This window comes from Ensifer sp. Root558, assembly GCF_001427045.1.
Taxonomy (GTDB): Bacteria; Pseudomonadota; Alphaproteobacteria; order Rhizobiales; family Rhizobiaceae; genus Ensifer; species Ensifer adhaerens.
Genome location: NZ_LMGC01000004.1, coordinates 198,243 through 222,104, shown reverse-complemented (window position 1 = coordinate 222,104; position 23,862 = coordinate 198,243). Strand labels below are relative to the sequence as shown.

Sequence of the window (23,862 nt, the reverse complement as noted above, 5' to 3'; positions counted from 1 at the left end):
AGCCGATCGGCAAAAAAGGCCGGTCAGAACAAAACCGAACCCAAGGAAAGCCGCCAACTCAAGGCGTTCTGCCCCTTGCGTTCTTTCATTGGAGAAAGCCATGATCCGTATCGATGACAGGCTCTATGACGAGGCCTATTTCAGCGCCAGATCGGCCGAACTCGCAGCCGAGATCGGCCTTGGCGCACAGGACACCGGCCGCTACGCCGTCTGCTTCTCGGAGACGGTCGATTGGCTGGCTCTGTTCTTTGCCATCCGCAAGGCGGGCGCGAGCGTGCTGCCGATCCATCCGGGCACACCCTATCCGGCCGCGCGCAAGCTCGCGATCGGCGCCGGCTGCGACCGGCTGTTCTACAACAGCCTGACGGCCGAAGTTCTCGAACCATCCGACCTGCTTTCGGCTGAGGGCACGCTGTTGCAGATGAGCTCCGGAACGACGGGCGCGCCGAAATGCGTGGCGCGCAACTGGACGGAAATCGATGCCGAGATCGAAAGCTATGTCGCCACCTTCCGCGAACCGGAGGACATGACGCCGGTCGTCGCCTGCCCGACCACCCATTCCTACGGGCTGATCTGCGGCATCCTGGTGGCGCTGAAGCGTGGGCAGACGCCGGTCATCGTCAACACCGCGAACCCGAAATATCTCCTGAAGGTGCTGCGCGAGATCGAACGGCCGCTGCTCTATTCCTCGCCGGCGATCCTGCACACGCTGGCGCGGCTGACGCCCGCGGGCGAACAGATCCACGCAACGATGACGTCGGGCACGCTGCTTCCCGATCCGTGGTTTGCCGACATTCGCGCCAAGAGCCGGTTCATGTTCCAGCAATATGGCTGCTCGGAATCCGGCTGCATCGCCATCAATCCGGATGTGACTTCCGCCGGTGACATGGGCTTCGTCCTGCCGCATCTGATCGCCGCCACCGGCAACACCGCCGAGGACGCGGGTGAGATCGTCGTTAGCAACGGCGACGGCGCGCCGATCCACACGCGTGACCTCGGCTACCGGCGCGCCGACGGCATGCTGGTCTTCGTTTCCCGCCTGGACGACATGATCAACGTCTCCGGCCTCAACGTCTATCCGAAAGACGTGGAGGATGCCGTCATGGCGATGCCGGCGGTCACCGACGCCGTGGCCTTCCGCAAGGCCGATCGTTTTGCCGGCGAGCGCGTGGCGCTGCTCTTTAGCGCCGAGGCGCCGGTGGCGCCGCAGGCCGTGCGCGAATGGTGCAGCCGACACCTCGCATCTCACCAGTTGCCGATGGAAATCCTGCAGATCGATGCAGTTCCGCGCCAGGCGAACGGCAAAATCAGCCGCCGCGATGTCGCGGCCCGTCATCTGGCAGGCGAATTCAACAAACCGATTGCGGGAGCCGCATCATGACCGAAAGCGAAGTTCTGGCGGCGATCGAGGCCGTCCTGACCGACAAAATGGCGCATGGACATATGGACGGCTTCGGCCTCGATGCCCGTCTCAACGAAGATCTCTATCTCGACTCCGTGCTGATCCTCGAAATCTTCCTCAATCTCGAGCTCGAATACGGGTTGTCGGTGCCGGAAGAGGCGATCGCAAAACGGGAGATCGAAACGGTCGCCGATCTCGTCGCGCTCTATGTGCCGAAGCCGACCGCCGCCATCGTGCCCGCCTTTCCGCTCACCGGCGGGACGACCGACGAGGGGGTGCACGGCGAGGCCTATTACGACATCAAGGTCCATTGCTTCGTCAGTTGCGTCTCGGACGGCCTGAAGCGAAACGGGCTCGATCAGCGGCCGTTCTATTTCGGTGTCTGGGACGCGAAGTTCGCGGTCAGCGAGCGTTTCGAGCTTCTCTATCATGCGCCCGATATCACCCAGGAATTCTTCCGTGGCTGGTTCGAGCGGCTTTACGGCGTTTCCGTCGTCGAGTGGTACGATCCGCAGCGCACCAAGCTCGACAACCTCGCAGTGCTGCTCGGGCTGATGAAACAGCGCGGCGAAACCGGCTCGGTCATGGTCATGCTCGACATGTTCCACCTGCCGGAGCGGGAGAACAAGTTCAACCAGAACCCCTTCCCGCACTATCTGATGCTGCAGGAAACGGCCGATCCCGACACATGGTTCGTGCACGATCCCGACTATCGCTGGGAGGGCGAGATTGCCCGCGAGAAGGTCGTTCACGCCATCATGCAGCCGACTGTCGGCGGCGGTTATGTCTTCGACAATGCCGAGGCGCGCGCGCCGTTTGCCGAAGATCTGAGGGCCTATTTCGAGGCCTGCTTCGTCCGGGACCGCAATCCGCTGGTCGATGCCGTCAGAGCGATAGTCGCCGCGCATCTCGACGGGACGAACGGTATCGCACTCACTGATCTCGGCGCCGCGGTGCGGGAACTGCCTGTTATCACCATCCGAAAATACGCCTATGAGCACGGCTTTGCCTTCTACTGGCGGGCGCTGAAGTTGCCGGCCGCCGAGTTCGAGGGCTGGTGCGGGGAGATCGAGGCGCTGGTTCAGTCGCTGAAGACGCTGCACTACGCCTGCATGAAGCTCGCCCAGACAGGCGATCGCTCGCTGTTGGGCGCCGTCATCGAGCGTCTCGACGAAGCCGACCGGCTGGAGACGAAGCTGAAGGTCAAGCTCGCAGAGGTCTTCGATCTCTGGTGCGATCTTGCCATCCCCCAGGAAATCCGTCCCTTGAAGAGAATTGCGCGATGAGAGTTTCGCTCTGCACCATCACTTTCCGCCACCATCTGATCTCGCTCGACGAGATCGCCGCCTGGGCCGAGGCCAACGACTTCCAGGGTATCGAACTCTGGGGCGCGCATGCGCGCAACCTCTCGCCGCGCGCGGATCGCAACGCCGAATGGCTCGACGGCTACGGCCTCTCGGTGCCGATGATCAGCGATTACCTGCCGCTCGACGGCGACGTGGAAGCGCTGCGGCACAAGGCGGTCGAGCTTTGCCGACTGGCGCGCCGGTGGCGCACCCGCAAGATCCGCACCTTCGCGGGAAGCCGTGGCAGCCTTGACGTCAGCGCTGACGAGCGGCGGGAGATTGTCGAGCGCCTGAAGGAGATCTGCACCATTACCGCAAGCTACGGCATCCAGCTGCTTGTCGAAACGCATCCGAAGACGCTCGCCGACACGGCGGCCTCGACGATGCGGCTCATCGAAGAGGTGGACCATCCCTCCTTCGCCATCAATTTCGACACGCTGCATGTTTGGGAAGGCGGCGACGACCCGGTCGCCGTGCACCGTGCGATGAAACCGCACATTCGCCACTACCACCTGAAGAACATCGTCGGCCGGGCAGAACTTTCCGTCTTCGAGCCGGCCAATGTCTATGCCGCGGCCGGCAGCCGGCGCGGGATGACGCCGCTCTTCGAAGGGGTTGTCGACTACGAACGGTTCCTGACGGAGATCGCCGATGAGCCGTCGGTCGACGCGTCGCTTGAATGGTTCGGCAACGATTGTTTCGAGACCCTGCGTCGCGATCGCAGGCAGGTCCGCGAGGCGGTTGACGGGACCGAGCCGAACCGCCGGGCCGCCGGCCAATAGGCGTTACGCATCATGATGGCCCGGAGGTCTGCGCGCCGGCTCGTGTCGGCGCGGGGCCTATTGTGTCTGAAGCCTGTAGATCTCGGTCTCTTCGCTTCGGCCGGCCAGACAATGTTTGCCGAGCTGGGCGAGATCGGAGCGATCGTCATCAGCCACCAGACCGAAGGTTTCGCCGCTCAGGAGGATCATTACCTCTTCACTTGGCGCGATCGATTTGCCGAGCTGCTCCAGCCGGTTGCAGGCGTTCACCGTGTCGCCGACGATCGTATAGGCCGACCGACCGGTCATGCCGATATTGCCGGCAACGACCGACCCGGAATGGATACCGATGCGCACCCTGAGGGGCGGCAGGCCCTTTAGGCGTCGCTCGGCGTTGTCGCTGGCGATCGATTTGGCGATCGCCCGCGCTGCCCGGATTGCCCGATCTGCATGGTCCATTTGCGCGTCGGGTGCGCCCCAGAAGGCCATGACGCAATCACCGATGAACTTGTCGATGGTGCCGCCTTCGCTTTCGATGCAGTGGCCGAGCAGATCGAAGTGGCTGTTGAGCAGTGCCGCCACGTCGCCGGCGCTGGTCTTTTCTGCCGTCGCGGTGAAATCGACCACATCGGTGAACATGATGGTGACGGTGCGCTGGGTGGATGCCAGGTCCTCACGACCGATCAGGTGGCGCACGAGCTTCTTCGGCACATAGGTCTCAAGCCAGCGCAGCCCAGTCAGCATCGTGTTGTAGGCCTTAGCCTGCTCGTCGAGTTCGGTGAAGAGGCTGCCGGGAAGCGGCCGCAGAGCGGCAAAATCGAGCATGCCGACGGCACGGACCTCACGCGCCATGCTGGTGACCGGGCGAACGATCAGGCGACCGACAACCCACGCGATGACGATCGCGACGAACAGCACCGCGAGGCCGGCAATGCCGGCCCGCAGCAGGTCCCACACCGGCTTCTCGACCGCTTCGATCGGAACCTCGACACCGATAATGAGCGGAGAGGGAGCGTAGCCGCGGATCTCGCGCGTCAGGACGACCCGTCCGTCGTCCCCGAGCTTGACCGCGCGTATCTCCATGTCCGAATCGTCGAAGGTCTCGGCCGGTTCTTTCCACAGTGCGGCGAGAAAAGGGTCGCCCAGTTCGTCGAGCTTCGGCAACCGATGCTCCGCCGAAAGGAGCGGATGTCCCGCGGCCATCAGCGGATGGGCGAGAACCTGGTCGCGGCCGTAGAGGACGAAGGGCGTCGCCCCCGGGTTCGAGACGGCAATCTGGCGCAGGAAGTCGGACATGGTGTCGACCGTTATCGTGGCACGGAAAACGCCGGCAAATTCACCGTTGTGGTTTGCCGGTTGCTGCAAATTCGTGACTGACGTGCGTATCGCCGGATCGGGTACGAAATAGACGGGCCCCCAGTGAGGCGTGCCGCTGCGCCGCGCTTCCTCGATCTCCGCGCGCTCGTTGTCGCTCGTGACCTGGTCGGTATAGGAAAAGACACCCTTTGGACCCTGCGTAACGCCGATGATATCGCCGTTGGGCTTCACGAAAGAGAGTACTCGAACTTGCGGCGTTGCCGCCAGAGCGCCCGTCATCACGCGTTCGAACTTCGGCGAATCCTTCGGGTCGAGGCGGCCGGCACCGACCTCTCGCGCCAGAAAGGCGAGCTGATCCTCCACAGGCGAGAAGCGGCTGCCGATTTGCGTCTGCACCGCCTCCAGGCCGAGATGCGCCGATTGCACGAGCAGGTCGCGGGTCGTGCCCGCTGACATGAACCAGACGACCGAGAGGATAACGGCTGCGGTCAGGGCGACCAGGGCTGCCATCACGATCGCCAGGGTGCGCGACAGGGAGATGGTTCGGTTGGGTGTTTCGGCGTTAGTCGCCTTGGTCGTCTGCACCAGCATGCCTCATGTTGCAGCAGGTGCTCGCCATTCGCGCGGCCCCGCAAGGAATGCACCCTCTTCTAGCTGTTTTGGGCTTTTTTCCAAGCGTGCGCCGGCCTTTCCCGTTCTGCGTCAATCTGTCCCTTGCAGCCGCCGGCTGATCGGCTCGAACTCCGGGGTCGCCTTGCGCGGCGTCGTGTCGCGCTCGTTGGCCTCCATCTGCTGCCAGTATTTCCAGCCGACCTTTTTCGCGCCGAGCTCGTAGTCCATGCCGTCCCAGGCATCCTCGCGGAAACTGTAGAAGGCCCAGTGCAGATCGTCCCTGTCGAGCGCGGTCAACACGTCCTCGAGATAGGTCTTGCAGCCGGACCACAGGCGCATGCAGCCGAACTCGCCGGCAACCAGCCGATTGAGCGGCACGCCCTTGTCTTTTGCCCATCGCACCGGCTCTGCAAGATAGGCTTCGACCCGGGCCCTGTCCCACGTCTCCTCGCCGTCGCCGAAGGGCACCTTGCCGGGGTAGGCGTAGGGCTTGTCGCGCTTCATGTTCGGTGCGCTGGTCGCGGCATAGGGCTCATACATGTGGAAGCTGTAGAGCACCTTCTGGTCGGTGAGCGCTGCCGGCCAATAGGAAAAGGCGTCGGCAGCCGCATACCAGCCGGCATCCGCCATGATGGGCGTTGCCGGGTCGACCGCCCGGATGGCGGCGATTACCGTCTTGTAGAAGGCCCTGAGGTCCGAGGCGCTGCCCGCCTGGTCGCCGTACCAGGCTTGCATCGTCTTTCGGTCGGCATGTTCGGCAAGGCCGTTCCTCTTTTCAGGCGCCGGCTCGTTGACGATGTTGTAGGCGGCGACCGCGGGATGATCCTTCAGCGCGCGGGCCAGATCCTGCCAGAAGGCTGCTGCCTGGCCCCACCAGATCTTGTCCTGCCAGAGACGGCCGTCGAACCGGTTGCCGTTGTTCTGCGCCCAGCGCATGCCGGGCAGCGACAGCGGCGCGATGACGACCTTGAGGCCCGCCTTGTCGGCCCGGTCGAGGGTCTCCTTCAGCGTCTTGAGGTCTGCCGCCGGTATGCCTTCGTATTTGTCGGCGTCGCCGATCAGATAGTCGCGCTTGGCCGGCTCCCACTTGTCGTAGGACAGGCGCACCCAGGTGGCGCCGTAGCCGGCCAAGGCCCTGAAATAGGCGTCGTCCGGGGGCAGCCGGTTGAAGCTGTTGCCGCCATGCTGCGGCTTATCCCAGAAGGTGATGAGATCGGCGGCACTGGCGGAGCCCGCAAGGCTGCAAGCGAGGAGGGCGGAGGCAATCAGGCGCATTCGGTCGGTCCTTCTGGAGTTCTTGGCCTTCGCGGCTCTTGGTTTGGCGCGGCCAACCTACCGGCGGATCGTTTCGCTGAAGTTCCCTGGGGAACAGCGTCAGGGTTCAAAGCGAGTTTGCGAAACCCATTGGCGGTGACTGATGCCTAGCGGTTTCGTTCTTCGCGAGAAAAAGGCCTCGCAGCGGATCAGTGATCCGCTGCGAGGCCCGCTTGCCTGGATATCTTCGCGATCAGTCGGAAAGCGCTGTCGCCGCCTTCTCAATCAGTTCGGCGACGGCGGCCGGCTGGGACAGAAAGACCGCATGACTTGCCTTGACCTCGACCGTATCGCTGCCGGCACGCTTGGCCATCGTCCGCATCAAGTCCGGATGAATGGCCCGGTCTTCGGTCGCAATCAGCGCCCAGCTCTTCTTGCCCTTCCAGGCCGGTACCGTGATCTTCGTCTCGAAGGCAGATTTTGCCGGGAAGACCTGGGAATGAGCCATGAAACGGGCTTCTACCTCGGGAACGTCGGCGGCGAAGTCCGCGGCGAAGACTTCCGGATCGAGATAGAGATATCCGTCGTCCGTTGCCGCGATGCCCTTGGTTGCAGCCGGCTTCCTGGCTGCCAGGTCAAGCAGAGTTTCGCCAGCATCCGGCTGAAAGGCTGCGACATAGACGAGGCCGGCGACGTTTTCGGAAGTCCCGGCTTCGGTGACGATCATGCCGCCATAGCTGTGGCCAACGAGGACCGATGGGCCGTCCTGCAGGTCGAGGATGCGTTTGGTTGCCGCGACATCGTCGCCAAGCGAGGTCATCGGCGGTTGGACGACCGTGACGGTGAAGCCTTTGGTGGTCAAAAGGTCGAAGACCTTGCGCCAGCTCGAGCCGTCGGCGAGTGCGCCGTGCACGATGACGACATTCTTGACGGGTTCGGCCAGGGCATGCCCAAGCGGGGCCGCCGCCAAAGCCAGGAGTGTGGCAGCCAGGATTCTCATCTTTCGCATTCTTAGGTTTCCTTTCCTTGAGAGCGGAGTGATTGTTCCCCGACAAGCGGCGCCTTCTTCGGGTGACGCTTCTGGATTTTGAGAGGCGCACGCATGCTCTGGCCGCGGGGTCCGCGGCGCATGATGGTGCGTCTTCGATAGTTCGGACGGCGATTGCTGAACTATGGGAAGAGGAGAGCCGCTTGTCCGGCAGCGGTTCGCCGGCCTGCCGTCAGCGCCATTGCGGATGCCGCGAGCGCGTTGCGGTCGAGCCGGAAGTGGCGGTAGAGATCGCCGATCGTGCCGGTCTGGCCGAAATGTTCCACGCCGTGCGCGATGGTGCGGTGGCCGGCGACGGCACCGAGCCACGAGAGCGCTGCCGGATGGCCATCGAGCACGGTGACGATCGCGCAGTGGCCGGGCAGCGGATCGAGCAGCCGCTCGATATGGCTTTTCGCACGGGGGTTGCCACGGGCCCGTTCGCGCTGGGCGGCCGTCCAACCGGCATTGAGACGGTCAGCCGAGGTGACGGCGAGCACGCCAATGTCGCGGCGGACCTCGCCTATAAGTCCGGCAGCGGCAATCGCCTCGTCGGCCACCGCACCCTGGTAGGCAATGACGACATCGCAGTTTGGCCCTGGCTTGCGCAGCCAATAGGCGCCGTCGATTGCACCCTGGCCAAAATCATCGTCGACGCGCTTCAGCGGCTGTTCGAGCGGCTTGGTGGTGAGCCTCAGATAGACGGAGCCGCCGGTCTCGTCGCGCAGCCAGGTGCGCTCGTCCGGATCGTTGTCGCCATCGCGCTGCATGTAGTCGAAGGCCCATTCCATGATGACGGCGAGTTCGTCTGCAAAGGCTGGTTCGAACGCTGCCAGTCCGTCCTGGCTGATCCCAATCAGCGGCGTGCCGATCGACTGGTGCGCGCCCCCTTCGGGCGCCAGCGTCACGCCCGAGGGCGTGCCGACGATCATGAAGCGGGCGTCCTGGTAGCAGGCATAGTTGAGCGCATCGAGGCCGCGGCAGACGAAGGGGTCATAGACAGTGCCGATCGGGATCAGCCTTTTCCCGAAGAGCGAATGGCTGAGGCCGGCGGCGCCGAGCAATAGGAACAGATTCATCTCGGCGATGCCGAGTTCCACATGCTGGCCCTCCGGAGTGAACTCCCACTTTGCCGTCGATGGAATGCGGTGCTCGATGAAGGCGTCGGCGAGCGGCTGGCGGGCAAAGAGCTTGCGCCGGTTGACCCAGGCGCCAAGACTGGTGGTGCCGGTGACATCGGGCGACGTCGTGAGGATGCGTTCGGCCAGGTCCGACTTGCCCTTGGCGAGATCGTCGAGGATCTTGCCGAAGGCCATCTGCGTCGACACCTCGCGCTGGGTCTCAAACGCGATCGGCGGCACCTCGAGCCGGTGCTCGGCGTGGCGGCGTATGCCTTCGGCAAAGAAAGGGACCGCGGCGAGGAACGCCTGGAGCGCTTGACGATCCGCCACTCCGGCGAAAGGCTCCCATTCCTCGCCGCGCCCGACACCCATATGCGCCTGCCATTCGGCGAACTGGGTCGTCGTCATCAGGCCACCGTGATTGTCCTTGTGGCCGGCAATCGGCGTGCTCCAGCCCTTGATGGTATAGGCAAGGAAGCAGGTCGGCCGATCATGGTCGATCGCTGCGAAGGTTTCGGCCATCGTCTCGACGCAGTTGCCACCGAGGTTCTCCATCAGCGCTGAAAGCTCGGCATCGCTGCGCCGCTCGATGAGCGCCGAGACGTCACCCTGGTCGCCAAGATCGTCGGCAAGCCGCTTGCGCCAGACGGCACCGCCCATGAAAGTCAGCGCCGCATAGTCCTGATTGGAGCAACCGTCGATCCAGTCGCGCAGCTTCTGGCCGCCCGGTTCGGCAAAGGCCGCGCGCTGTAGCACGCCATATTTCACCCGCACCACGTCCCAGCCGAAGGCGTCGAAGATTTTCTCGACGCGCTCGAACAGGCCCTCGCGCACGATCCCGTCGAGCGACTGCCTGTTATAGTCGATGATCCACCAGCAGTTCCTGAGGTCGTTCTTCCAGCCCTCCTGCAGCGTCTCGTAGACGTTGCCTTCGTCAAGCTCGGCATCGCCGACGAGCGCGACCATGCGGCCGATCTTGCCCTCGCCCCATTGTTTGGCACGGACGAAATCCTGGACGATCGAGGCGAGCGCGGTGATGCCGACGCCGAGTCCGACCGAGCCGGTCGAAAAATCGACATCGTCGACATCCTTGGTCCGGCTCGGATAGCTCTGCGCCCCGCCAAAGCCGCGGAAGTTCTCAAGTTTCTCGCGCGTCTGTCGGCCCATCAGATAGTGCATCGCGTGGAAGACCGGCGCCGCATGCGGCTTGACGGCAACACGATCCTCCGGCCTGAGCGCCGAGAAATAGAGCGCGGTCATGATCGAGACGACCGAGGCGCAGCTGGCCTGATGCCCCCCAGTCTTGATGCCGTCGACCTTCGGCCGGATGTGGTTGGCGTGATGGATCATCCAGTGGGAGAGCCAGAGCAGGCGCTTTTCAATGGTCTTCAGATGGGTCGTGTCGGTCATCGCCAGGTTCCGATGGAGAAGGACGTAAGGTGACAGTCTAGGCCAAGGACTCAGCCGTCCTTGTAGTAGTAGCTGTAGCCGTTGAGCGCCGGTGCGCCGCCGAGGTGGGCGTAGAGAACGCGAGACCCCTCCGGGAAGAATCCCTTGCGGGTAAGGTCGATCATCCCCTGCATGGATTTGCCCTCATAGACAGGGTCGGTAATCATCGCTTCGGTGCGAGCCGCGAGCCGGATCGCCTCGTTGGTTTCCTCGGATGGTACGCCATAGGCGGGATAGGCGTAATCGGGATTGATCACGATCTCGTCTTCGCGGATCGCCCTGCCGAGGCGAACCAGTTCGGCCGTCGAGTCGACGATCCTTCGAACCTGGGAGCGGGTCTGCTCGAGCGTGCCCGATGCATCGATGCCGATCACCCGATCGGCGCGGTCCTGTGCGGCAAAGCCGACGATCATGCCGCCCTGGGTGGAGCCGGTGACGACGCAGACGACGATGTAGTCGAAGGTGAAGCCGAGCTCCTTTTCCTGTGCCGCCACCTCTTCGGCAAAGCCGACGTAGCCGAGTGCGCCATACTTGTGCACCGAGGCGCCGGCCGGGATCGGGTAGGGCTTGCCGCCGGCATCCTTAACCGACTGGATCGCATCTTCCCAGCTCTTCCGAATACCGATGTCGAAACCGTCGTCGACGAGTCGACTGTCCGCCCCCATCAGCCGTGTCATCAGGATGTTGCCGACGCGGTCATAGACCGCATCATAGTGCGGCACCCATTTTTCCTGGATGACGACGCATTTCATGCCGATCTTGGCAGCAGTGGCGGCGACCATGCGGGTGTGGTTCGACTGCACGCCGCCGATCGAGACCAGCGTATCGGCGCCCGAAGCGATTGCGTCGGGCACGATATACTCAAGCTTCCGGAGCTTGTTGCCGCCCATGGCGAGGCCGGAATTGCAGTCGTCGCGTTTGGCGTAAATCGCGACCTTTCCGCCGAGCGCCGCCGTCAGTCGCGGCAGATGCTCGATCGGCGTCGGGCCGAAGGTGAGGGGGTAGCGTTCGAACTTCTCAAGCAGTGACATGATCCAGGCCTCCGTGTGAAAATTGTAGGAAAAGGATAGGCGAAGTCTCGTGAAAGGTGCTCTCTAAATTGCTGTTCAAATTTCGCTGGATAGAATAGAGTTCCGATCAAGTTTTGATTTTCTTCAATAAACGGGATGCATAATGAAAGATTCTTCCGATGATGATTTTGACCGGATCGATCTCAAGATCCTGCGTGCCCTGCAATCCGAAGGACGGCTGACCAACGCCGACCTTGCCGAGCGGGTAAACGTCAGTCCGGCGACCTGTCATCGGCGAACACAGAGGTTGTTCGAAGAGGGTCATATCACCGGTGTGAGGGCGGAGGTCGCGCCGGCAGCGGTCGGTCTCGGAGCGTTGGTGATGGTCGGCGTTGTGCTCGATCGTTCGACGCCCGAGAGCTTTGCGGCCTTCGAGGGCGCGGTGCTGGAGATGAAGGAAGTGCTCGACTGCAATCTCGTTGCTGGCGACTTCGACTATCTTTTGAAAATCCGGGTCCGAGACATGGCGGACTTCAACAAACTGCACGGTCAGAAGCTGATTGCGCTACCGGGGGTACGCCAGACGCGCACCTTCTTTGTGATGAAGGAAGTCAAGGAGAACGCCCGGCTGCCGTTCTGACGGTCGTCGAACGATTGGCCTTTCGCATCGAAGGGCACGCGAGACCCGGTACGTCTTCAGCGTGCCGGATGCGGCCCGATAGGTGCAACCCGGTCAGACCTGGACGAAGTGATCGTCTGCGACCTGCTGATAGCGCCGCGTTTCCGGAACGTAGTTGGGCGCGCGCAAGGGGCTCTTCAGCTCGTCGCTCGCGACATTGCGGCGCGCATGGCGACGGGTCGGATCGGCGATTGGGACGGCGGCCATCAGCTTCTTCGTATAGGGATGCTGCGGATTCTCGAAAACCTGCGCACGCGAGCCGATTTCGACGATCTCGCCGAGATGCATCACGGCGACCCGGTGGCTGACGCGCTCGACGACGGCCATGTCGTGCGAGATGAAAAGATAGGCAAGGCCGAGGCTCGCCTGCAGGTCGAGCAAGAGGTTGATGACCTGTGCCTTGATCGAGACGTCGAGTGCCGAAACAGACTCGTCGGCGACGATCAGCTTCGGGTCGAGCGCCAAGGCGCGTGCGATGCAGACGCGCTGGCGCTGGCCGCCGGAGAACTCGTGCGGGTAGCGGGCGGCCATGTCGGCCTGCAGTCCGACGCGTTCGAGCAGGTCGGCGACCTTCTCACGCGCCTGCCGTGCCGTGCCGAGCTTGTGTTCGAGATAGGGTTCGGCGATCGCGGCGCCCACCGTCATGCGCGGATTGAGGCTCGCGAAAGGATCCTGAAAGATCATCTGCATGGTGCGGCGCATTTCGCGCAGCTGCCTGCGATCCATTTTGAGGACGTCCTGGCCGTCGAGCGCCACGGAGCCGCTTTCCGGCTCGATCAGCCGCATGATGGCCCGGCCGGTCGTCGACTTGCCGCAGCCGGATTCGCCGACGAGCGACAGCGTCTCGCCCGGCTGCAGACTGAAGGAGACGTTCTCGATGGCGTGGACGCGGCCTTTGAGCTTGCCGAGCAAGCCGGCGTGGATGTCGAAGCGCTTGACGAGGTTCTTGACCTCGAGGATCGGCTTGCGGCCGGCCTGGACCGTATCGGTGGCTTCCGCCGTCGCCGAAGGCAGCCCGGTCGCGGCGTCGATCACGGGAAAACGCATCGGCTGGCTTTCGCCCTTCATCGAGCCGAGCATCGGCACGGCCGAGAGCAGTGCGCGGGTATAGGGGTGTTTCGCCCGAAGGAAGATGTCCTCGGTGTTGCCGGTCTCGACCGCGTCACCGCGGAACATCACCACCGTGCGGTCGGCGATTTCGGCGACCACGCCCATGTCGTGGGTAATGAAGAGCACCGAGGTGCCTTCCTCCTCCTGCAACACCTTGATCAGGTCGAGGATCTGGCCCTGGATGGTGACGTCGAGCGCCGTCGTCGGCTCGTCGGCGATCAGGAGCTTCGGCCGGCTCGCGAGCGCCATGGCGATCATCACGCGCTGGCGCATGCCGCCGGAGAAGCGGTGCGGGTATTCGTCGAAGCGCGAGGCGGCGGAGGGAATGCGGACCTTTTCGAGCAATCGGATGGTTTCCGCCCGGGCGTCGGCCTTCGACATTGGCCTGTGGCAGAGAAGGGCCTCGGAGATCTGGTCACCGATGGTGAACAGCGGATTGAGGCTGGTCATCGGCTCCTGGAAGATCATCGCGACATCGTTGCCGCGCACGCGGCGCATCTCAGATTCCGGCAAGTCGAGAATGTTGCGCCCGCCCATCATCACCCGCCCTTCGACGCGGCTCGTCTCCTTCTGCAGGAGCCGCATGATCGACAGCGAAGTGACGCTCTTGCCCGAGCCGGATTCGCCGACGATCGCCACGGTTTCGCCGGGCGCGACGGTAAACGAGATGTCCCGAACGACAGGCTTCCAGGCGCCGTCGACCAGGAAAGAGGTCGTCAGGTTCTCGACGGAGAGAACGGGCGCCGTCGAACGGTCCGGCTGGGCTTTGGTCTCGGTCATCTCGTTTCCTCCGTCAGATGCTGCGCGTATCGTAGTTGGTCGTCGGGTCAGTCGGGCCAGCGCAGCAGGCCGGCGAAGCGGCGTGCGTTGCGTTCGGCGAGCGACGTGGCGATGATCTCGTTCGAGGCTCTCGCCTTGTCGAGCTCCTCGGCGAGGCGGCTGGCGACGATCTTCTCCTGGCCCGGATGCAGGTTGCAGGGGTCGAGGTAGAAGTAATTGTGCTCGGCCTCGTGGTCTCGCACGATGATCGGCGGCGCGCCGCGGGCCAGCGCATCGGCGAGATCCCAGGCGGTGATATGGGCTTCCTGCGGGTCGATGTTGACGCGCAGCCGGTCGAGCGGGTTGTTGGTCGGGTCGGCCTCGATCACCGGCTTGATGCCGGGACGGCCGTCGAGCGTCTCGCACCAGAGGTTCAGGTAACCGGTTTCGCGCTCGCGGATGCCGGCATGGTCGCGGGTTTCCCAGGCTTGAAGTGCCGCCATCACGCCGAGCATGCTTTCCTTGCCCACCTTCATGCCGCGGCCGATGCCGAGGTTCTGCAGGAAGGTGTTGCGCACCATTTCCTTTTTGCCGGCGACGATGCCGGAGGTCGGGCCGCCCAGGAACTTGTGGCCGGAATAGAGCACGATGTCGGCGCCCTCATCGAGGAAGATGCGCAGGTCGTATTCGGAAGCGGCGTCGACGATGACCGGCACACCCTTCGAATGGCAGACCTCGGCAAATTCCCTGAGGCCGACGAGACCGTATTGCACCACGTGATGCGAGACGACGTAGACGGCGCAAGCGGTGCGCTCGTTGATCGCGCCCTCGATGTGGTAGCGATAGGCCGACGTCGCCTGGCCGACGATCACCGGCTTGGCGCCGGCAAGCCGGATCGCCTGGTCGACGGGCGCGCCGTAGCTGACCACATGGCCCATCTGCAGAATGACTTCATTCTTGAGGCCGGTCGTATCCGGCAGGCGCTCGATGGCGGCAAGGTCGCTTCCGGTCATGGTGCCGGCAATGGCGAGGCTGATGCCGGCGGAGCAGGACGCCGTGATGAAGCCGGCCTCGGCACCCGTCAGCCGAGCAATCACCGGGCTCACCTTGCGCTGCAGGTCGTTGATCTCGACGAACTGCGGCAGTATGCCTGTCATGGCCGCGATCGCTTCCGGGACCACGATCGATGCGCCGAGGCTGGTCATCGTGCCGGAGACGTTGATAACGGGACGAAGTCCGAGAGCTTCGCGAATGTCACGGTCAGGCATAGTGGTCTCCATATGATTTTCTGGCGGTCGAAGCGGATAGACTATTCCGTCTTCGCGGAATATCTACCATAGTAATGAAGTATGAGTGAGGCTTTGCGCTATCTGACGCGGCCGCCATCGGCGGCGCGGCGGCAGCGGAAGCCGAGATTTTACCGGCAGCACGCCCTTCGAGCGGTGCAGGAGTGAAGCAGTGGACAAGACGATGACCGGCGTCGAGCCGACCGACGATATGGAAACGACCGGCAAGCCGCGCCGCTCGCGCGTGAGCGGCATGGATCGCGCCTTGCAGGTGCTCGATTTCCTTTATGAGACGGGTTCCCCGAGTGGCGTCTACGCGATTGCCAAGGCTGTCGGCGCGCCGCTGTCGACCGCTTATGTCATCGTCGACGACATGGTCGAAAAGAACCTGCTTAGCCGCGATGCCGATGGGCTCGTCTGGCTCGGCGACCGGCTCTATCACTATGGCCTTGCCTATGCCCGCTCGCTCGATTTCCTCGGCGTCGCCACCCGCGAGATGCACGACCTCGGCCGTGAAGTCGCCGAGACGATCCAGCTTTGCGGCCGCGACGGCGACTACATGCAGGTGCTCGCCATGGCCGATGGTCCCGGCCATTTCCAGGTGACCTCGCGCGTTGGTACCCGCGTGCCGCTCAACTGGACGGCTTCGGGCCGTCTGCTGGTGGGGCATCTGCCCGCCGACGAACGGCTGGAGCTGTTCCGCCGCTGTGCACGAACCTCGCCGACCGGCCGCGCCGATATCGATCCGGCCGCGCTCTCCGCCCAGGCCGAAAGCGCGCTTTCCGCAAGGCTGTCGATCCAGGCGGGCGAATCCGACTATGCCGTCGCCTGCGTCGCAGCCCCGATCCTCGACGACAAGGGCAATTGCGCCGCCACGATCTCGATCGTTCTGCCCGAGCAGAAAATCCTCGACGATCGGGCGTTCTACGCCGATCACGTCAGGGTTTCCGCCGAGCGGATCGAGAAAATGATGGGCTGGCGCAGCCACTGATCCGACCTCCCGTCGTCACTCGTGCAGAGCGACGATCGCCTCGATCTCGACGGTGATGTTGCCGGGCAACGACCCGAAACCCACCGCCGAGCGCGCATGGCTGCCGGCCGCTCCAAAAACGTCCATCATCAGGTCCGAGCAGCCGTTGATGACGCGCGGATGTTCGGCAAAATCCGGAACGGCATTGACCATGCCCAGGATCTTGACGATGCGCTTGACCTTTCCGAGGTCTCCGAGCGCATCATGCATGACCGCAAGCAGGTTGATGCCGGTTAACCGTGCGTGGTCATAGGCGCTGTCGATGTCGACATCGCCGCCGACCTTGCCGGCGTAGAGATGACCGTCGGGCTCGCGTGGGCCCTGGCCGGAGAGATACAGGATGTTGCCTTCGCGCACATGCGTCACGAAATTGGCGATCGGCGGTGGCGCCGGCGGCAGGTTGATGCCGAGGGCCTGAAGGCGTTCGTAAGGTGAGACAGCGACGGGGCTGTCGTTTTTCGGGTCCATACTGTTCACGCGTTGTCCTGTCATTTCTGTATTCTGTCGCCCTGGCTTAGCGGTAGCTGAAGCCGTGGCTGTGGTCCGGGCACTCGATATGCTGCGGCTGGTAACGATTGGCGGCAACCACGTGGGTGCCCATGACCGCGTAGCGCGGCTCGAAGAGGCGGTTGAGGTGCGCTTCGGCGCCGAGTGAATCGAAGACCCGAAGCTCGCTATCGACGAGGTCGAAGAGGGTGAATTCGGCGCGGGCGCCGACGGTAAGCAGATTGTCCATCGGCAGGCGGATGACCGAGGCGGGCGCTTGAGTCACGGCCTCGACCACCTTTTCGAAAGGCATGCCGACGCTCAAGAGCTTCGACATGGTGGTGCCCAGGTCCCAGACGGACTGGTTCATGCTGCGCAGGTGCACGTCGGTGGAGATCGAGAAGGGGAGCAGACCGCGGGCGATCGCCACTTCCGCCACGCGGAAGGAGAACGAGGCGCCGCCGTGGCCGATGTCGAGGCGGATGCCTTCGCCGGCGCAGCGTTCGGCAAGCTCAAACAGGTCCTCGTCCTCGATGATGCTGGAACCGGCCTTGCCGTTGAAGCAATGGGTGACGATGTCGCCGGGCCCGAGGATTTCCAGAACCTCGTCATAGAGCGCCGGCGGCTCGCCGACATGCACCATGACAGGGATCTTCAGGATTTTGGCGATCTTCTTGCCGAGCTTCACCGGCGTCACGCCCCAGGAACCGGTGATGACGTGGCTGGCGCGCACCTTCAGGCCGACGATGTGCTCGCGGTTTTCCTGGTAGCAGGCGATGATACGGTCGATGTCGATCGAGCGGATGTCGGAGAGTTCGCTGACGCGGTTGCAGGCGACAAGCCCGATCGAGCCGAGATTGAGGAACGCCTTGATGCGCTCGCGCGACGGCTCGATGATGTATTCGCGAAAGCCGTGGAAATTGGCTTCACCGGCCGAACCCGCGTCGACGATAGTGGTGACGCCGCGCTCCATGCCGCAAAGCTGCGGGCGCACAGAAATGTCGGTGCCGCCGTGCCAGACGTGGGCGTGCAGGTCGATCCAGCCGGGCGAGATCCAGGCGCCCTTGCCCTCTATGCGACGCACGTCGCCTGATGCCTCCAGGTTCGGGCCGAGGGCTGCGATGCGGCCTTCGCCGTCGACCAGGATGTCGGTGGTTTCAGCCGGTGCGGCCATGCCGAAGGCGACGGGCTTCACCTGCCGGATCAGCACCGGACCGGCGTTCGATGTTGCGTTCGTCATGACTTACAGGTCCTTTCTGAGGCGGGGATCGAGCATATCGCGCAGGCCGTCACCGACCATCTGCAGCGACAAGACCGAAAGCACGATGGCGATGCCGGGGAAGAGCGTTACCCAGTCGGCCTGGCCGATATATTGACGCCCGGAGGCGATCATCGTGCCCCAGGTCGGGATTTCCGGGCTGACGCCGACGCCGAGGAAGGAAAGCCCGGCTTCGGCAAGCATCGCATGGGCGAAGAGGAAGGTGCCCTGCACGAGGACGGGCGAAAGCAGATTGCGCAGCACGTGACGCGTCATGATGTGTGGCGTCGAGATCCCGAGCGCGCGGGCCGCCTCGACATAAGGAAGCTCGCGGATGACCAGTGTCGAGGCGCGCACCACGCGGGCGAGCCGCGGCGCATAGACGATGCTGAGCGCGATGATGACGGTCGTCAGCGAGGGGCCCAAGGCCGCGACCAGCGCGATCGCAAGCAGGATGTCCGGGAAGGCCATCATCGCGTCGATGACGCGGGCGATCGGCGTGTCGAGCTTCGGAAAGAAGCCGGCGAGCAGACCGAGCACGACGCCGATCACGGTTGCAAGCGTGACGACCGCCGCACCGACAAGCAGCGACAATCGGCCGGCATAGATGGTGCGGGAGAAGACATCGCGGCCGAACTCGTCGGTGCCGAAGAACCATTGCAGGCTCGGCGGCTGCAGCCGGTTGACGATCGACAGCTTGCCGGGCGCATAGGGTGCGATCAGCGGCGCGAAGACGGCAAGCAGCACGAAGACGGTGAGCACGATCAGGCCGAAGGCAACGGTTTTGCGCTTCAACAGCCGGCGGACGAACTTGCGGCCTTCGCTCTCGGTGGGGGCAGATACGGTGATAGACATCAGTAGCGCACCCTTGGATCAACGAGGAGATAGAGCATGTCGATCACGAAATTGATCAGCACGTAGAGCGCGGCAATGACGAGCAGCGCGCCCTGGATGACGGGATAGTCGCGGCGAAGCACGGCGGAGACGACGAGATTGCCGACGCCGGGCAGGCCAAAGACGGTTTCCGTGACAACCGCACCCGAGATCAGCACGGCGGCGGTGAGGCCAATGATCGTCAGGATCGGGATCAGCGCGTTTTTCAGTGCGTGCTTCATCACCACCTTGCGTTCGCCGAGGCCTTTGGCGCGGGCGGTGCGGATGAAATCGTCGCCGAGCACGTCGAGCATCGATGCACGGGTAAAGCGCAGGATCAGCGCCGAGGAGACGACGCCGAGCGCGATCGCCGGCAAGGTCAGGTGATACATGCGCTCGGTGAAGGAGGATCCGGGGCCGCCATAGCCGGAGACCGGGAACCAGCCGAAACGCACGGCAAAGACCTGGATCAGGATCAGGCCAAGCCAGAAACTCGGTATGCTGGCGGCGAGCATGGCAAGCGTTGTTGCCGCCTGGTCGACGAAGGAGCCGCGCCTGTAGGCGGCATAGATGCCGATCGGCAGCGCGATGGCGCAGGCAATCACGATGGAAAACAGGGTCAGGAAGAAGGTCGGCTCGGCACGCTCCGCCAGTGCTGACGTGACCGGCTGGTTGAGGAAGATCGACTGACCGAGATCGCCCTGCAGCAGTTGTCCGATATAGTAAACATATTGCAGGCCGAGCGACTGGTCGAGGCCAAGCCGGCTGCGCAGCGCCGTAATGTCTTCCTGGGTTGCTTCCGGACCGAGCATGACGGCGGCGGGATCGCCGGGCGTCACGCGGACGATGACGAAGACGATCGTGACGACAATCGCCATGACGACGATCATGCCCATCAGCCGTTGGAAGATGTAGCGTAACATGGTGGCCTCGAACCTTTCCTGTGCGCTCCGCCGCAAGGGTGGAGTGACGCGCCCCTTCGAGCGGGCGCCAGGCGCATGGCCCGGCTGCCCGCCGAAGTCCCTTGGGAGGGGGAGCTTACTTCTTGATCGAAGCGTTCCAGAAGTACGGCCACGGGGCCGGCGAGACGCCGTCGAGCGACTTCGACTTCGCCGAAAGCGCGTTGAAGTCGCCGATCTTGATGAACGGCACTTCCTCGAAGATCACCTTCTGCACGTCTGCCCACAGCGCCACGCGCTTGGCCGGGTCGGATTCGGCGTTGAAGGCATCGACCGCCTTGGCGCGCGCAGGCGTATCCCAGTTGCCGGGCGCCTTGGTCGACATCATGCCGATGAGGGCCGGTTCCGGCAGGAAGGGGCTGTGGGTGATGTAGATGTCCCAGAGCGTCGGGTCGGCGCGGCGCTGGGTCAGCGTCGCCCAGTCGACCACCTGCAGATCGACGGTAAAGCCGGCGAGCTTCAGATATTCGGCCGCGACCTGCGCCATCTTGTAGTGGAACTCGTACTGGCGGCTCGTCAGGATGCGCAGCGGCTCGCCCTTGTAGCCGGCGGCCTTCAGGAGTTCGCCAGCCTTTTCCGCATCGGCGATGTTGTAGGCGCCTTCGGTGCCGGCATCGGTCCGCCAGGTAAACTGCGACGGGTAGAGAGCGGCGTCGAGCGCATAGAAGTCTGTGGTGCCGAAGGCTGCCGCCATCATGTCTTCCATGCTGAGCGAAGCGCGGATCGCCTTGCGCAGGTCGAGGTTCTTGGTCATGCCGTTGCCGGAGTTCAAGACAAAGACTGGCCAGCCGAAGGGCTGCAGCATGACGGGTTCGGAAGCGCTCGAACCCTTGACGCGTTCGAAGGATTCGACCGGCAGAGAATCGACATAGTCATACTGGCCGGAAACGGCCGCTTCGACGCGGGTGTTCGGGTCCGGAACCGGCACGAAGCGGATTTCGTCGGCATATTGGTGGCGGGCGCCGCCATAGCCGTTGGCTTCGCCTTCCGGCGACTTGTAGGCATCGTAGCGGGTGAGCTGGATGTACTGGTCCGCCTTGCGTTCCTTCAGCTGGTAGGGGCCGGTGCCGACGAAATCAGTCATCGGCTCGGCCTGCTTTTCGGAAGGAAGCACGATCGCCGCGGAGTTGTTGAAGGCGAGCAGCGAAACGAGCGGCGCGTAAGGGGTGGTGAGCGAGATCTTCACCGTCAGCGGGTCGATCGCTTCGATGCCGGAAATCGTCGTTGCCGTCTGCTTGCCGCGCGAGGCGACCTTGGTCCAGCGCTCGAGCGAGGCGACGACGTCCTTCGAGTCGAGATCGGTGCCGTCGTGGAACTTGACGCCCGAGCGCAGCTTGATCGTGTAGGTCTTGCCGTCGGCGCTGATCTCCGGAAGTGCTGCCGCCAGAAGCGGGGTCGGCTTCCAGTCCTTGTCGAAGGTGTAGAGCGTCTCGAAGATGTGTTGCGAGACTATGCCGACCAGGTCGGCCGTCGATGCCATCGGGTCGAGGGTCGGCGGCTCACCGACGGTCGCGACGTTGATCACGCCGCCCTTTTCCTGCGCAAAGGCGAGAGTTGCCGATGCCACCAATGCGGTTCCAATAAGCAATGCGAGTTTAGTCGATTTCATATTTGCTCCTCCTCATATTCCATAGTTATGCTATGTCGTTCTTTATTTTGGAATATAAAAAGGCACAAAGCCGGAAATGTCAACCGGCTGTCGTCGTCGTGTCACAACCGCCGGCAGCGGCGGGCCGGAACCCTTGTCCTGGAGGGTGCATAAGTGGACGGGAGCTATCGCGAAGGCGCGGGATTTGTTAGCCCGGAGTCCGGATTGAAAAGGGAGAAGAGAATGAAGGTCATCGGCCTGATCGGCGGCATGAGCTGGGAGAGCTCGGCGGAGTATTACCGCATCATCAACGAGACGGTTCGCGCGCGCCTGGGCGGCGTGCACTCGGCGAAATCGCTGATGTGGTCGATGGACTTCGGCGAGATCGAGCGCCTGCAGCATCACGGCGACTGGCCGGCCCTGACGGGAGAGATGATCGCCGCAGCGCGACGTCTCGAGGCAGGCGGCGCCGATTTCCTGATGATCTGCACCAACACCATGCACAAGATGGCGGCGGACCTTTCGGCAGCCGTCTCCATTCCGCTGCTGCATATCGCCGACCCGACGGCGGAGAAGATCAAGGCGGCGGGCCTTCGCAAAGTCGGCCTGCTCGGAACGGCCTTCACCATGGAACAGGACTTCTACAAAGGTCGCTTGGCGGAAAAATTCGGTCTCGATGTGCTGGTGCCGGAGGTGGAAGACCGGGCGAAGGTGCACGAGATCATCTACCGCGAACTCGTTGCCGGTATCGTCAAAGACAGCTCGCGCGACGCCTATCGCGCTATCATCGCGCGGCTTGTCGATGCGGGCGCGGAAGCGATCATCATGGGCTGCACCGAGATCATGCTTTTGATTTCACAGGCTGATAGCCCGGTCCCGGTGTTCGATACGACCGAGATCCACGCGCTTGCTGCGGTCGACCTCGCGCTCGGGGACGCCTGACCACGGCCGACTGGCCGTCGGCCGTGGTTGCAAGGGCTAGTGCAAGGTGAATTCCCGAGGTTCGCCCGGAAACAGGCTGAGAAGTGCTATGCCCTGCTGCAAAAGCAGTTCGGCGGCTGGCAAGTCGCCGACCACCAGGTCGTCCGCACAGCCGATGATGATGTTGGCGAGGCTGATCGAGTTCTCGGCGAACCGGTCGTCGCCGATCTCGTAGGCCTTCTCGGCCGTTGCCTCGAGCGCTTCCGCTACCAGCGCCATCATGTTCGAGCGTTCATCCAGCGTCATGGCATCCAGTGTCTTGGCGTCGGGAGTTTTGGCAGTTGTCTGCATGATTACCTTCCCTATTGTTCAAGCCGAAATGGCCGCGCCGGCCGAAGCCGGGGGAAAAGTCTACGACTGGGGTGAGTCCAGGAGGGGAGCCGGCGTCGAACGCGGCTTCTCCATTAAGATCGTGCGTTGCGGTGCGATATGCAAGGAATGGCTACTATGCGGCCGGCGCATGGGTCCGCGGAGGGCGGCCGCCGGGGTAGCACGTCAATGGAGCCCGTTGACCGCCGGATGCGTTAGGCCGTGATATGGGGTGGCCTTGCCGGCCATGCCAGGCTTTCGTCGATCGCGAGGCGATCGGCGGCGCATTCCTGGGCAAGAAAGTCGATGAAGGTGCGAACGGAGGGCAGTAGCCCGCGCCGCGAAGGAAAGACGGCGTGCACGACGCCGGACGCCGGGCGCCATTGCGGCAGCACCGGCACGAGCGTGCCGGCTGCCAGGTCCTTCCAGATCATCATCGTCGGCAGTTGCACGATGCCGGCACCGTCGAGCGCCGCTTCGCGTAGCGCCGCCATATCGTCGGTCAGGAAACGTGGCTCGTGGCGGATGACGGCCCGTTCTCCATCGGCGCTTTCCAGCCGCCATTCATAGGTGTGCGTGGCCGAAGTCCAGGCAAGACTCGGCAATCCCGTCAGTTGCGCGGGCTCAGCGATCGGCGCCTTCAGAAATCCGGGCCTGGCGACGAGATATTGCGAACTGTCGTCGAGCTTGCGCATCACCAGCTCGCTTTTTTCGAGCGGCGGGAACCGGACACGGATCGAAACGTCGAAACCTTCGGCGATCACATCCACGCGCCGGTTGGTGCTTTCCAGCTGCAGGCCGATCCGCGGATGGGCGGTCATGAACCGGGCAAAGAGCCGGCCGAACTGGAACGAGATCAATGCGGTCGGGCAGCTCACCCGGATGATGCCCTGCGGCTCTCCCTGATGCTGCGCGATGAAGGCATCGGCCGCTTCCGCCTCGATTAACACCGCGACGCAGCGCTGGTAATATTCGCGGCCGACATCGGTAACGAAGAACCGACGCGGCGAACGCTGGATCAGCCGAACCCCGATCCGGTCTTCCAGCATAGCAATGCGCCGGCTCAGCCGGGATTTCTGCGTACCGGTTGCCCGTGCCGCAGCCGCAAAGCCGCCATGATCCACGACTTGGACAAAATAATAGAGGTCGTTCAGGTCCTGCATCGTTCTATTCATAGGACGCTGCGTCGAAATTCACAATCTTTTTGCGGCGACGGTCCTGCAGTAGCTTACGTTCAATCACAGC

General features: G+C 63.4%; 20 protein-coding genes. 6 read left to right on the top strand and 14 right to left on the bottom strand.

The annotated features are described in order from the left end of the window. Positions 1-100 precede the first annotated feature (100 nt). The 3 genes from ASD63_RS08730 to ASD63_RS08720 are packed head-to-tail and all read left to right on the top strand — an operon-like array spanning position 101 to position 3,530. The gene (locus tag ASD63_RS08730) at positions 101-1,381 is read left to right on the top strand and encodes an AMP-binding protein (RefSeq protein WP_034787620.1); all 1,281 of its coding nucleotides are present in this window, start codon (positions 101-103) and stop codon (positions 1,379-1,381) included. After that, a complete protein-coding gene (locus tag ASD63_RS08725; RefSeq protein ID WP_060529014.1) occupies positions 1,378-2,688 on the top strand; it encodes a DUF6005 family protein in 1,311 nt (436 codons plus the stop codon). Before ASD63_RS08730 ends, ASD63_RS08725 begins: the two co-directional genes overlap by 4 nt. After that, positions 2,685-3,530, top strand: a complete 846-nt coding sequence (locus ASD63_RS08720; RefSeq protein ID WP_060529013.1) for a sugar phosphate isomerase/epimerase family protein — start codon at positions 2,685-2,687, stop codon at positions 3,528-3,530. Before ASD63_RS08725 ends, ASD63_RS08720 begins: the two co-directional genes overlap by 4 nt. A 57-nt stretch (positions 3,531-3,587) precedes the next feature. Here the strand turns inward: ASD63_RS08720 and ASD63_RS08715 are convergent, their stop codons facing one another. From ASD63_RS08715 to ASD63_RS08695, 5 genes are all read right to left on the bottom strand, one after another. Next, positions 3,588-5,411 (bottom strand): adenylate/guanylate cyclase domain-containing protein, encoded by a 1,824-nt coding sequence (locus tag ASD63_RS08715; RefSeq protein WP_159415697.1) that lies wholly within the window; start codon positions 5,409-5,411, stop codon positions 3,588-3,590. 117 nt (positions 5,412-5,528) lie between these two features. Beyond that, positions 5,529-6,713: a cellulase family glycosylhydrolase gene (locus ASD63_RS08710; protein WP_034787610.1), complete on the bottom strand. Its 1,185-nt coding sequence runs from the start codon at positions 6,711-6,713 to the stop codon at positions 5,529-5,531. A 232-nt stretch (positions 6,714-6,945) separates the two neighbouring features. Continuing rightward, positions 6,946-7,701: an alpha/beta hydrolase gene (locus tag ASD63_RS08705; protein WP_060529011.1), complete on the bottom strand. Its 756-nt coding sequence runs from the start codon at positions 7,699-7,701 to the stop codon at positions 6,946-6,948. Positions 7,702-7,862: 161 nt separating this feature from the next. Beyond that, positions 7,863-10,250 (bottom strand): 1-deoxy-D-xylulose-5-phosphate synthase N-terminal domain-containing protein, encoded by a 2,388-nt coding sequence (locus ASD63_RS08700; protein WP_060529010.1) that lies wholly within the window; start codon positions 10,248-10,250, stop codon positions 7,863-7,865. A gap of 50 nt (positions 10,251-10,300) precedes the next feature. Then, on the bottom strand, positions 10,301-11,320 hold the full coding sequence (locus tag ASD63_RS08695) for a 1-aminocyclopropane-1-carboxylate deaminase (protein WP_060529009.1): 1,020 nt from the start codon (positions 11,318-11,320) through the stop codon (positions 10,301-10,303). A 142-nt stretch (positions 11,321-11,462) separates the two neighbouring features. Here ASD63_RS08695 and ASD63_RS08690 point away from each other — a divergent pair, with 142 nt between their 5' ends. Then, positions 11,463-11,939: an Lrp/AsnC ligand binding domain-containing protein gene (locus tag ASD63_RS08690; protein WP_034787587.1), complete on the top strand. Its 477-nt coding sequence runs from the start codon at positions 11,463-11,465 to the stop codon at positions 11,937-11,939. Positions 11,940-12,032: 93 nt separating this feature from the next. On the opposite strand, the gene ASD63_RS08685 is transcribed toward ASD63_RS08690, so the two are convergent. Further along, positions 12,033-13,868 carry an ABC transporter ATP-binding protein gene (locus tag ASD63_RS08685; protein ID WP_060529008.1) on the bottom strand — a complete coding sequence of 612 codons (1,836 nt, stop codon included), beginning with the start codon at positions 13,866-13,868 and terminating at the stop codon, positions 12,033-12,035. A 47-nt stretch (positions 13,869-13,915) separates the two neighbouring features. Next, on the bottom strand, positions 13,916-15,115 hold the full coding sequence (locus tag ASD63_RS08680; protein ID WP_060529007.1) for an aminotransferase class V-fold PLP-dependent enzyme: 1,200 nt from the start codon (positions 15,113-15,115) through the stop codon (positions 13,916-13,918). Between the two features lie 202 nt (positions 15,116-15,317). On the opposite strand from ASD63_RS08680, the gene ASD63_RS08675 reads away from it, so the two are divergent. Further along, on the top strand, positions 15,318-16,124 hold the full coding sequence (locus tag ASD63_RS08675) for an IclR family transcriptional regulator (RefSeq protein ID WP_034787939.1): 807 nt from the start codon (positions 15,318-15,320) through the stop codon (positions 16,122-16,124). Positions 16,125-16,139: 15 nt separating this feature from the next. Here ASD63_RS08675 and ASD63_RS08670 read toward each other — a convergent pair whose 3' ends face one another. The 5 genes from ASD63_RS08670 to ASD63_RS08650 all read right to left on the bottom strand — a co-directional run bounded on the left by ASD63_RS08670 (position 16,140) and on the right by ASD63_RS08650 (position 21,348). Beyond that, the gene (locus tag ASD63_RS08670) at positions 16,140-16,631 is read right to left on the bottom strand and encodes a RidA family protein (protein WP_034787577.1); all 492 of its coding nucleotides are present in this window, start codon (positions 16,629-16,631) and stop codon (positions 16,140-16,142) included. A gap of 46 nt (positions 16,632-16,677) precedes the next feature. Beyond that, on the bottom strand, positions 16,678-17,889 hold the full coding sequence (locus ASD63_RS08665; protein WP_060529006.1) for an amidohydrolase/deacetylase family metallohydrolase: 1,212 nt from the start codon (positions 17,887-17,889) through the stop codon (positions 16,678-16,680). A 3-nt stretch (positions 17,890-17,892) separates the two neighbouring features. Beyond that, positions 17,893-18,762, bottom strand: coding sequence for an ABC transporter permease (locus ASD63_RS08660; protein ID WP_034787571.1), 870 nt, complete (start codon positions 18,760-18,762; stop codon positions 17,893-17,895). Continuing rightward, entirely contained in the window at positions 18,762-19,703 is a 942-nt protein-coding gene (locus ASD63_RS08655) for an ABC transporter permease (RefSeq protein WP_034787569.1), read from the bottom strand. The genes ASD63_RS08660 and ASD63_RS08655 overlap by 1 nt, the downstream gene beginning before the upstream one ends. Before the next feature lie 115 nt (positions 19,704-19,818). Beyond that, positions 19,819-21,348 carry an ABC transporter substrate-binding protein gene (locus tag ASD63_RS08650; RefSeq protein WP_060517714.1) on the bottom strand — a complete coding sequence of 510 codons (1,530 nt, stop codon included), beginning with the start codon at positions 21,346-21,348 and terminating at the stop codon, positions 19,819-19,821. A 222-nt stretch (positions 21,349-21,570) separates the two neighbouring features. On the opposite strand from ASD63_RS08650, the gene ASD63_RS08645 reads away from it, so the two are divergent. Continuing rightward, positions 21,571-22,269, top strand: a complete 699-nt coding sequence (locus ASD63_RS08645; protein ID WP_060529005.1) for an aspartate/glutamate racemase family protein — start codon at positions 21,571-21,573, stop codon at positions 22,267-22,269. A gap of 36 nt (positions 22,270-22,305) precedes the next feature. Here ASD63_RS08645 and ASD63_RS08640 read toward each other — a convergent pair whose 3' ends face one another. Next, positions 22,306-22,599: a hypothetical protein gene (locus ASD63_RS08640; RefSeq protein WP_034787562.1), complete on the bottom strand. Its 294-nt coding sequence runs from the start codon at positions 22,597-22,599 to the stop codon at positions 22,306-22,308. A gap of 233 nt (positions 22,600-22,832) precedes the next feature. Further along, the gene (locus ASD63_RS08635) at positions 22,833-23,780 is read right to left on the bottom strand and encodes a LysR substrate-binding domain-containing protein (protein ID WP_034787561.1); all 948 of its coding nucleotides are present in this window, start codon (positions 23,778-23,780) and stop codon (positions 22,833-22,835) included. Positions 23,781-23,862 lie beyond the last annotated feature (82 nt).